The 7,988-nt window shown below is 69.9% G+C and carries 8 protein-coding genes and 1 pseudogene; 7 read left to right on the top strand and 2 right to left on the bottom strand.

The features are described 5' to 3' along the window. Positions 1–290: 290 nt before the first annotated feature. Complete coding sequence (locus L0H79_RS18735) at positions 291–476, top strand: hypothetical protein (RefSeq protein ID WP_301486161.1); 186 nt, start codon at positions 291–293, stop codon at positions 474–476. Position 477: 1 nt separating this feature from the next. Here L0H79_RS18735 and L0H79_RS18730 read toward each other — a convergent pair whose 3' ends face one another. Next, positions 478–942 carry an OsmC family protein gene (locus tag L0H79_RS18730; protein ID WP_301486160.1) on the bottom strand — a complete coding sequence of 155 codons (465 nt, stop codon included), beginning with the start codon at positions 940–942 and terminating at the stop codon, positions 478–480. 225 nt (positions 943–1,167) lie between these two features. Further along, entirely contained in the window at positions 1,168–2,358 is a 1,191-nt protein-coding gene (locus L0H79_RS18725; protein WP_301486159.1) for a CdaR family transcriptional regulator, read from the bottom strand. Between the two features lie 102 nt (positions 2,359–2,460). Between L0H79_RS18725 and L0H79_RS18720 the strand changes: the two genes are divergently transcribed. The 6 genes and pseudogenes from L0H79_RS18720 to L0H79_RS18695 form a co-directional block, all read left to right on the top strand. After that, positions 2,461–3,540, top strand: a complete 1,080-nt coding sequence (locus tag L0H79_RS18720) for a ferredoxin reductase (protein ID WP_301486158.1) — start codon at positions 2,461–2,463, stop codon at positions 3,538–3,540. Positions 3,541–3,553: 13 nt separating this feature from the next. Beyond that, entirely contained in the window at positions 3,554–4,846 is a 1,293-nt protein-coding gene (locus tag L0H79_RS18715) for an acyl-CoA desaturase (protein ID WP_301486157.1), read from the top strand. Next, the gene (locus L0H79_RS18710) at positions 4,836–5,525 is read left to right on the top strand and encodes an HAD family phosphatase (protein WP_301486156.1); all 690 of its coding nucleotides are present in this window, start codon (positions 4,836–4,838) and stop codon (positions 5,523–5,525) included. Before L0H79_RS18715 ends, L0H79_RS18710 begins: the two co-directional genes overlap by 11 nt. Positions 5,526–5,658: 133 nt before the next feature. Continuing rightward, positions 5,659–6,936 carry an aconitase X catalytic domain-containing protein gene (locus tag L0H79_RS18705; protein WP_301486155.1) on the top strand — a complete coding sequence of 426 codons (1,278 nt, stop codon included), beginning with the start codon at positions 5,659–5,661 and terminating at the stop codon, positions 6,934–6,936. Beyond that, positions 6,917–7,387 carry a DUF126 domain-containing protein gene (locus L0H79_RS18700; protein ID WP_301486154.1) on the top strand — a complete coding sequence of 157 codons (471 nt, stop codon included), beginning with the start codon at positions 6,917–6,919 and terminating at the stop codon, positions 7,385–7,387. Before L0H79_RS18705 ends, L0H79_RS18700 begins: the two co-directional genes overlap by 20 nt. 297 nt (positions 7,388–7,684) lie before the next feature. Then, positions 7,685–7,988 (top strand): annotated as a pseudogene (locus L0H79_RS18695) (hypothetical protein); the annotation flags it as partial.

Here is a 7,988-nt window from a genome sequence, read left to right as displayed (position 1 = left end):
CCGGGGGGGGGGGGGGGGTGCGGCCGGGGGGGGGGGGGCTGCGCGCCCGCCCCCGCCCCGGGGGGCGCGCCGCCTCTCGCTGCTCCGTCGCCCCAGCCCGGTCGCTCTGGTCATGGACTAGTCACCATGGACTATTGACGGATGCGGGCTGGTTTACACAATATTGTTGTGTAAACAGTTGAACAGCATGTTGTGAGGGGGGCCTCATGCAAACGAAGATGGACGAGCGTCCGGTTGTACCAACCGATGACGCAGCAGCTCACGTGTGGGTCGGTGCAGCCTTGGTCGGTATGGGTCAGGGCGAGACCCGGCGGGCCGAGCACGCAGCGAGGACCGGGCGTCACGTCCTGTTGGCAAGGACGCGGATCGAGGTGCTGGAGGTGTACTGCTCGCGGTGCCGCATCCACTACAGCGAGCGCGCCTGCACCAGGCCGTGCACCGGAGCGCTGCTCACGACCTCCGTGCACCTGCACTAGTTCAGGCCTCGCCGTCGAGCACGACGATCGTCGGGTCGATGACCATCTCGGCGTTCAGCGTGTTCGCGATGAAGCAGCCCCGGTGGCCCTTCTCGACGAGCCGCGCGACGAGCGCGGGATCCGTGCCTGCCGCCACGGTGATCCGCGGCCGCAGCGTGACCTTGGTGATCCGCGTCGGCCTGACGCCCGCAGGCATGAGTCCCGTTGTCTCGTCGGTGTACTCGAGCACGTCGACATGGGCGTAGGCCGCCACCGCGAGGAAGCTGAGCATCTGGCACGAGCTCGCCGCCATGACGAGCAGCTGCTCGGGGTTGAGCAGACCCGGGTCACCGCGGAAGTGGGGGTCGGCGCTCGAGTCGATCTCCAGCCCAGCTGGACCCACCGTGTGGCTGCGCTCGTAGCCCTCGTACCCGGCTGCGGTCGAGCCCTTCCAGCGGAGGGTGACGTCATACACGTGGTCGCTCATGTCGAGAGGGTATGCCGCTCAGTCGGCGTCTTGCGCACCGCGCACGGTCCCGCTGTCATGACCCGTTGGACGAACTGCACTCTCGATGAGGACAAGTGCACTGTCGATGAGGACAAGTGCACTGTCGATGAGGACAAGTGCACTCTCGATCTGACCTACCCCATCGAGTGTGCAGTAGTTCTGATCGAGCGTGCAGTAGTTCTGATCGAGCGTGCAGTGACGATCTCAGCGGTGACCCGCGCGCAGGACCAGCTCGAGCTCGAACCGGGCCTCGGGGTCGTCGAGCGCGGTGCCGAACAGCTCCTTCAGCTGGGCCACGCGATAGCCGACGGTCTGCGGGTGGACGAACAGCTCCTCCGCGATCGGCGTGCGTTGGCCCTGGTGGCGCAGCCAGGCCAGCAGGGTCTCCGCGAGCCGTTCCCGCGTGCTGGGTCTGACCCGTCCCAACGGTGCCAGCACGCGGGTGGCGAGGTCCGCGAGCGCCAGCGGCTCGGCCCGCACGACAAGCTCGGCCAGGTGCTCGCCGACCCACAGCGGCGGCGCAGTATCGGCGTCGACGGCGTCCCGGTCGAGCAGGCCGTGGGCGCCGGCCGCGAGCGCGAGGTGGAGCGACTCGGCGGCCCGGGCGAGGGGACGCGACGAGCCCACGATCGCGCGACGTCCGGCGAGGGCCCGGCCGAGGTCGCGGCGCCGGGCGGCACGGGGCGCGAAGGGATGGACCACCACGACGTCGGTCCCGCGTTCCGCGACGAGCGCCTCCGGTCCGAGGGCGGCCCGGAGACCCTGCACATGCGGGAACGGCACGGTCGCGACGACGACGACCTCGGGCGGCACCCAGCCGACTGCTGCGGCCGATCGGGCTACCGCGCTCTCGCTCGCGTCACCGCGCAGGATCATCTCGAGCAGCTCACCCCGCAGGCGCTGGTGCTCACCAGCCCGCTCGCTCTGCTCGGCGGCATACCCCTGAGCGGTGACCGCCGACAGCTCGTCGATGTAGGCGAAGATCGACTCCCCCAGCGCGAGGAGCACCTCAGGCTCGAAACGATCGAGCGGCAGGGCCTGCGAGATCGCCCGGAAGGTCACCCGGGCCCCGGCGCGGTAGGCGGCCAGGAGCGACTCGAGGCTCCGGCCCGACCTGACCTCGCCGCGCCCGAGACGCTCGTAGACCCAGATGTCGTCGGCGGACAGGGCCGGCAGGCGGGTCCCGGGCAGGTCGAGGAACCGGTGCAGGGCCACCGACACCCCGCGTCGTACCCCTTGGCCGAACCTGCCCTCGAGCGGCATCGCATAGACCGGGACGTCACGCGGGATCGTGCCGATGATGAGCTCGACGATGTCCGAGATGAGCGGTTGGATGAGCGGGCCGACTTCAGCCGGAAGCGACAACCAAGGTGGGTCAGTGCCGGTCTCGGCCACGTCTGCCTCCTCGAATGTTTATCGTCTGGGAATAGATTCTCCGCCGAAAGGATACGTCTCGCCACGAGCGCGGGACCATGCTGCGCGGGCAGAGTGAGCAGTATGGCCCAGATCCATGCCCTCCGGCGCGTCGCGTCCCTGCTGCTGACGCCCCTGGAGCCGGAGGACGTGCTCGGTCTGGTCAACCCGCTCGCCTCGTACCGGCAGCTGCGCGGCATCGTGACGCAGGTGACCGAGGAGACCGCCGACTCGCGGACCATCCACTTCCGGCCCGGCCGGGGCTGGAACCCCCACGATGCCGGCCAGTGGGCCAGGATCGGGGTCGAGATCGACGGTGTGCGGCACTGGCGCAGCTACTCCCTTTCCGCACCGGAGGGCGCCGACCCCGCGATCACCGTCACGGCCATCGGCGTCGTCTCGACCGAGCTGGTCCGACGGACCAAGCTCGGCGACATCCTGTTCCTCGACGTCCCGCAGGGAGACTTCGTCCTGCCGCGCCACCCGCGGCCGCTGCTCATGCTGACCGCCGGCAGTGGCCTGACCCCGGTCATGTCGATGGTCCGCACGCTCATCCCGCGTCGCCCCGACGCCGACGTCGTCCTGATCCACTCCGCCCGCACCCGCGTCGAGGCCCTCTTCCACGACGAGCTGCTCGAGCTCGCCGACCAGTTCCCTGCGCTCACCGTCAAGCACTGGTTCACCCGCGAGGGGCAGGGCCGCAGGCTCGACCTGACTGAGGTCACCGACCTCGAGACGGTGTGTCCCGACTGGCGGGGGCGAGCGGCATACGCGTGTGGTCCGGCGGACTTCCTCGACGCCGCAGCCGCGCTGTGGGAGTCCGAGCTCGCAGCCGAAGCCGACGACGCTGCCGAGGCCCTGATGATCGAGCGCTTCGCACCCGTGCTGCTGCCCGGCGCGGCCGGCGAGGGCGGGCTCGTGACGTTCGAGAAGTCCGACAAGGAGGTCGAGACGCCCGGCGACTGCTCGCTGCTCGACGCCGGCGAGCAGGCCGGCGTCGTCATGCCGAGCGGATGCCGCATGGGCATCTGCCGCAGCTGCCTCACCCCTCTCGTCGCGGGCCGGGTCCGCGACCTGCGCACCGGAGAGGTGCACGGCGACGAGGGCGAGCTCGTCCAGACCTGCATCAACGCCCCCGCGGGGCCCGTCCACCTGGACATCTGAGAAGGGAAACCGCATGACCACTACCGCACCCCCACCGCAGCGCACCGAGGCTCGGCCACGCACCCCCGTCCTCGCCTCGACGGGCCACCCCGCGGTCCGGCCCCCCACCGCCGCGCACCTGAGTGACGAGCAGGTGGCGCAGCTCGGTCGTGAGCTCGACGCGATCCGCGACCGCGTCCTGGCCAGCCGCGGCGCGAAGGACGCACGCTACATCCGGCGCGTCATCAAGGTGCAGCGCTCGCTCGAGCTCGCCGGCCGAGTCACGCTGCTGTTCTCGAGGCGCAAGTCCGCTCTGATCGCCGGGACCGCGATGATCAGCATCGCGAAGATCCTCGAGAACATGGAGATCGGGCACAACGTCCTGCACGGCCAGTGGGACTGGATGCGCGATCCCGACATCCACTCGACGACGTGGGAGTGGGACTTCGTCTCCCCGGCCCAGACGTGGAAGCACACCCACAACGACCTGCACCACACGTGGACCAACGTCGTGGGCAGGGACAAGGACGTGGGCTACGACCTGCTCCGGATGGACGAGGAACAGCCGTGGACGCCCTTCGCGCTCGGCAACCCGCTCTACAACCTCGTCCTGATGCCGTTCTTCGAGTGGGGCATCGCGCTCTACGACCTCGAGCTGGAGGCCTGGCGTACGGGCGAGAAGTCCAGCGACGAGCTCAAGCGCGACCTCCGGCTGACCGCGAAGAAGGCCCTGCACCAGTTCACCAAGGACTACGCGGCCACCCCGCTCGCCGCCCAGCTCGTCTCGCGGTCCGGCCGCAACGCCCTGATCGGCACCTTCACGGCCAACTGCATCCGCAACGCGTGGGCGCACGCCGTCATCTTCTGCGGGCACTTCCCGGACGGCGTCGACACGTTCACCGAGGAGATGATCGAGGGCGAGACCCGCGGCGACTGGTACATCCGTCAGATGATCGGCTCGGGCAACATCTCCGGCAGCCCGCTCATGCATCTGATGACCGGCAACCTCAGCCACCAGATCGAGCACCACTGCTTCCCCGACCTGCCGAGCAACCGCTACGCAGAGGTCGCCCCGCACGTGCGTGAGATCTGCGAGCGCTACGGCCTGCCGTACACGACCGGGCCGCTGCCCCGACAGGTCTTCCAGGCCTGGGCCAAGGTGTGCCGGCTCGCCGTGCCGCCACAGGGGCTGGGTCCGTGGCTGCGCGAGGAGCTGCACGCGCGGTTCGGCTCCGGGTCGCCCACAAGGCTGCCGAAGCGGGCCGTCAACGCCGCCCCGCCCACCGTGCGACGCGGCGCAGCACCCCTGGTCGCGCATGTCCTCTGAGCCGAGCCGCGTCGCGGCCTTCTTCGACCTCGACCGCACCCTCATCCGGGGGTCGGCCAACTACCCCTTGGCCATCGCCGCCTTCCGGTTCGGGCTCGTCCCGTGGCGGGAGCTGCTCAGCGACACGGTCAACGCGGTGCGGTTCCAGCGCCACGGGTCGACGGACGACGGGTCGGCCGCACTTCGCGAACGAATCTTGCGGGCGGTCAAGGGGATCCGGCAGGCGGACATCATCCACCTCGGCGATGCCGTCACCCCCCGCCTGGTCCGTCGGCTCATCCCGGAGTCGGCCCGGCTGCTCGCCGAGCACCACGGCCGCAGCGAGGACCGGATCGTCGTGTCGGCGAGCCCGATCGAGATCGTCGGGCGTTTCGCAGACGCGCTCGGGCTCGAGGGTGCCGTCGCGACCCGAGGCGAGCTCGACGAGGAAGGCCGCTACACCGGTCGGCTCACGGGCGAGTTCTGCTACGCGGGCGGCAAGGTCATCGAGATCGAGAAGCTCGCGGCGGAGCGTGGCTACGACCTGACGCACTGCTACGCCTACAGCGACTCGGTGAGCGACCTGCCGATGCTCGAGCGGGTCGGGCACCCTGTCGCGGTGAACCCCGACCGTGAGCTGCGGGCCCTGGCCGCCGAGCGGGGCTGGCCGGTCATCGAGGAAGGCCGCCGGCGCCGCTGACGAAGTGCCTCGGCCCGATCGGCACACCCCTGCGACCCCAGCAAGCTGCGTGACTTCCCTGGCGGGACCCCGGGCGATCTGATCGCGGACTTTCCACGCGGGAGGCCAGCGGCGGCCGTGGGACGATCACCGCATGGCCCTGACCGTGACGCCTGTGGAGCAGGCGATGCTCGACGGCGCGCAGGGACCAGGGGTCGCCATGGCGATGCGTGTCGTCACCGGTCTGGCCCGGGTGCGCGGTGCGGCACGGCTCGTCGAGATCGGCTCGGCCCACATCGACGGCTGCCTCTACCACGGGCAGGTCGGCCTCGACTTCGCCACCCGGCTGCGCGACCTCGGTGCCCGCGTCACCGTCCCCACCACGCTCAACGTCGGTTCGCTCGACCTGTTGCACCCCGGGCTGGTCCGCGGCGACACCCCCGAGCAGCGCGAGGTACTCGGTGCGGGGCGCGCCCTCATGGACGCCTACGTCGCCCTGGGCGCCCGCCCGACGTGGACGTGCGCGCCCTACCAGTTCGATGCTCGGCCCGCGTTCGGTGAGCACGTCGCGTGGGCGGAGTCGAACGCCATCGCCTTCTGCAACTCCGTCCTCGGCGCCCGCACCGACCGTTACGGCGACTTCCTGGACATCTGCGCAGCCGTGACGGGCCGTGCTCCGTATGCCGGTCTGCACACCGACGAGGCGCGGCTCGGGGACGTGCTCATCGACTGCACCACGATCCCCGACCACGTGCTGCGCTTGGACCTGTCGATGCCGCTGCTCGGGTATCTCGTCGGCTCCGTTGTCGGCACACGCAACCCGGTCCTTATCGGGCTTTCCGGTGACGTCACGGAGGACGGACTCAAGGCGTTCGGCGCGGCGGCCGCCTCCTCCGGCGGCGTGGCGATGTTCCACGTCGTGGGAGTCACCCCGGAGGCACCCGATCTCGAATCCGCCTTCGGGACAAGGGAGCCCGCCGAATGCATCAACATCACGGCCGACGATCTCGTCCGAGCCCGCCACGAGCTGACGACGGCCACGGGCGATCGACTCGATGTCGTCAGCGTCGGCACCCCGCACGCGTCGCTCGACGAGATCGCCACTCTGGCAAGGCTTCTCGATCACGGATCATCGATCGCGCCGCACGTCGACTTCTACCTCTCGACCGGGCGTTCGGTGCTGGCCGAGGCGGAGCGGCTCGGCCACGTGCGCGCACTGGAGGCGAGCGGCATACGGATCGTCGTGGACACGTGCACCTACGTCACCTCGATCCTGCGCCCCGACGCGCGCGTCGCGATGACGAACAGCGGCAAGTGGGCGCACTACGCACCCGGCAACCTCGGTGTCGGCGTCGTCCTCGCCGGCCTTTCGGAGTGCGTCGAATCCGCCCGTGCGGGAAGGGTGCTCATCGATGACAACCTCCTACGCTGACAGAGCGTCACGGATGCCGCTCATCGCGGTCCCGCTGCACGGCGGGTCCGCGCGGGGTGAGGTGCTGCGCCTCGCTGCCCCGCTCTCGTTCTGGGGTGGCACCGACCACGACGGACTCATCATCGACGCGCACCATCCCCAGCACGGGTTGTCGGTGACCGGGCGGGTCCTCGTCATGGCGAGCGGGCGCGGCTCGAGCTCGAGCTCGTACGTTCTTGCCGAGCAGCTGCGGCGCGGGACGGGGCCGGCGGCGATCGTGCTCGCCGAGTCCGACGCGATCATCGCGTTGGGCGTGATGGTCGCCGACGAGCTCTACGGGATCGCCACGCCGGTCGTGCAGGTCGCGCCGGGTGACCTCGCCGCGCTGACGACCGGGCTCACGGTCACGGTCGCCGCGGACGGCGAGCGCGGCGTTGCCCAGATCAGTCCCTGCCCGTCGAGTGTGCAGTAGTCCGGATCGAGTGTGCAGCAATCCGGATCGAGAGTGCAGTAGTCCTCGTCGAGTGTGCAGTAGTCCTCGTCGAGTGTGCAGTAGTCCTCGTCGAGTGTGCAGCAATCCGGATCGAGAGTGCACACAGAACTACATTCTCGATGACCCGAATTGCACTCTCGATCACGAGAAGGGCACTCTCGATCTGAGTGCTCTGCTCAGGCCCGCGTAGAGTCGCCGCATGTGCAGCCACCGGCACGCGCCCGGACGCACGCGGTGACCATGTCCTCAGAGTCATCCCGTCGACAGCCCCGCGGGATGCTGGGGCGCGTCGCGGGCCGAGTCACCGAGCGCGTCGTCGAGACGGTCCAGCCGGACCTCATCCTCGATCATGTCGATATCGACGCACTCGTCGACCGGATCGACCTGGACACTGCGCTGGCGCGGATCGACCTGGACCGGCTGCTCGACCGCGTCGACCCCAACCAGCTGCTCGACCGCGTCGACCCCAACCAGCTGCTCGACCGCGTCGACCCCAACCGGCTCCTCGACCGCGTCGACCCCAACCAGCTGCTCGACCGCGTCGACCCCAACCGGCTCCTCGACCGCGTCGACCCCAACC

Source organism: Intrasporangium sp., assembly GCF_030452765.1.
Lineage (GTDB): Bacteria > Actinomycetota > Actinomycetes > Actinomycetales > Dermatophilaceae > Intrasporangium_A.
Note: the sequence above shows the minus strand (reverse complement) of the source record. Positions and strands in the feature narration are given on the sequence as shown.